Here is a 1,879-nt window from a genome sequence, read left to right as displayed (position 1 = left end):
GGGAGGAACGGGTGCACCCGTGGCCGAGCGCACCGTCGGGGTCATGCCCGGCGGGGTGATGGGACCGCGCGGAGGTTCCATCGCGAACACGGGCGTGCCCCGCAGGGTCTCCGGCTCCAGCGGTTCGCCATCGAGGGTGGTGGCCTCGGTGGCCACCGGGGCGTTGCGCTCGCCCAGCTTGCGGCGATCAATATGGATGTCGCGGTCGAGCAGGCTCGGGACGGGAGCGACCGTGGGTGGGCGCGCGGCGGTGGCGGCGCAAGCGGTGCAATCTCCGACCGGCGGCAGCGAGGCGCCGCACTTCAGGCACTTGGACAACGGATCCTCCTGGCGATGCGCACAACCGCCGCCATGAAAGGCCGCATTCAGACCTGTAGCAAGAAAAGGACAAGCCCCCAGCCGGTCCCTCGCCCGAGGAACCGTCAGGGGCTCATCATCCCAACGGCCACCGTCCTTCGGAAACGGTGCGTGTAGCGCGCTTCATCCGCGGCCAATGCGGAGGGTGAGGGTCACGTCCTGCGAGGAGGCGCCCTTGCCCTCGATCTCCAGGGTCTCCTTGCCCGCCATCCGCCCGGTCGAGAACGAGGCCGGAGCGGTGGCCCCTTTCCCCGTCATCTGGAAGGACGCTGGAACGGCCCCGGTGGCTTCCAGGCCTGGCATGACGCGCATGCCGGATCCCGCCTCGAAGCCCGACATCGCGGGCCCGCTCGCCCGGGCCGCCTCGCCTTCCGTGAGGGGCACGCCCGACCGGGCCATGGGCTCCACGTAGCACTGGATGCCCTCGTAGCCCCAGCCGTACGCCCCGGTGCCGAGCTCTCCCCAGTTCGTGGTGTAGAAGTGGTCCCCGATGCCCGCGTTCCAGTAGCGGTAGAGCGGCACGGTGCCCGAGCGGGCCGTGGGGTAGACGTGGCCCTGGATGCCCTCGTAGCCCCAGCCGTACGCCCCGGTGCCGAGCTCTCCCCAGTTCGTGGTGTAGAAGTGGTCCCCGATGCCCGCGTTCCAGTAGCGGTAGAGCGGCACGGTGCCCGAGCGGGCCGTGGGGTAGATGTGGCACTGGATGCCCTCGTAACCCCAGCCGTGGTTCCCGCCGCCCAGCTCGTTCCAGTTCGTGGTGTAGAAGTGGTCGCCCGCGCCCGCGTTCCAGTAGCGGTGCAGCGGCACGGTCTGCACCTGGGTCGCCAGCAACTGTCTCAGGTCGGGCCGGTTGCCGATGCGTTGGGAGGCGGGCCTGCCCGGCGCGTCCTGTTGGGGCGAGCCCGTGGAGCGCAGCAGCGCGCGGGCCTCCATGGGCGTCATCAGCGCCGTGCTCTGGGCCCGGCGGACGCCCTGGAGGCAGCTCAGCGCGCCGACGACGATGGGGGATGCGCTGGACGTGCCGGAGAAGCCGTCGGTGTACCAGAGGTCTTCGTTGCCTCCGCCCTGGAGGTCTCCGTAGCCGGTGGTGGTGACCTCGCGGCCCCAGCCCTGCGCGTCCACGGCGGCGCCGAAGTTGGAGAAGTCCAGCCGCGAGCGGTCCGGTCCGTGGTCGTGGCCGTGCGTCCCCCGAGGCGGTGCGCCCGCGCCCGCGAGGATGGCGCCCGAGTCCCGTGCGCCGCGGCGGAAGGGATTCGACCAGCCAGGCGGGAAGCCGGGCTGCGGCACGTCGTACGCGGGGGCATCCAGGTCCTGGGCGCCGTTGCCCGCCGCCTCGACGACGATGACGCCCCGCGAGGTGGCGTACTGGATGGCGTCGTAGTCGTCCGGCCACCACTCGATGGCGATGAAGCCCTCCTGTCCCACGCCCGTGGCGAGCGGCCCCGGGCGGTGGAGTTCGATGAGGATGACATCTCCGGCGCCCAGCAGGTCCGCGGCGCGGCGGATGGCCCCGCCCGAGCCCAGC

The 1,879-nt window shown here is 71.8% G+C and carries 1 protein-coding gene and 1 pseudogene; both read right to left on the bottom strand.

All coding sequences use genetic code 11. The features are described from left to right. Positions 1 to 318, bottom strand: a pseudogene (locus D7Y13_RS41240) (hypothetical protein); the annotation flags it as partial. Between the two features lie 162 nt (positions 319 to 480). Next, positions 481 to 1,879 (bottom strand): S8 family serine peptidase (locus D7Y13_RS41235; protein WP_147452641.1); only part of this gene is annotated, 1,399 nt, incomplete at its 5' end.

Source organism: Corallococcus praedator (genome assembly GCF_003612125.1).
Taxonomy (GTDB): Bacteria; Myxococcota; Myxococcia; order Myxococcales; family Myxococcaceae; genus Corallococcus; species Corallococcus praedator.
This window is presented reverse-complemented; position numbering and strand designations above follow the sequence as displayed.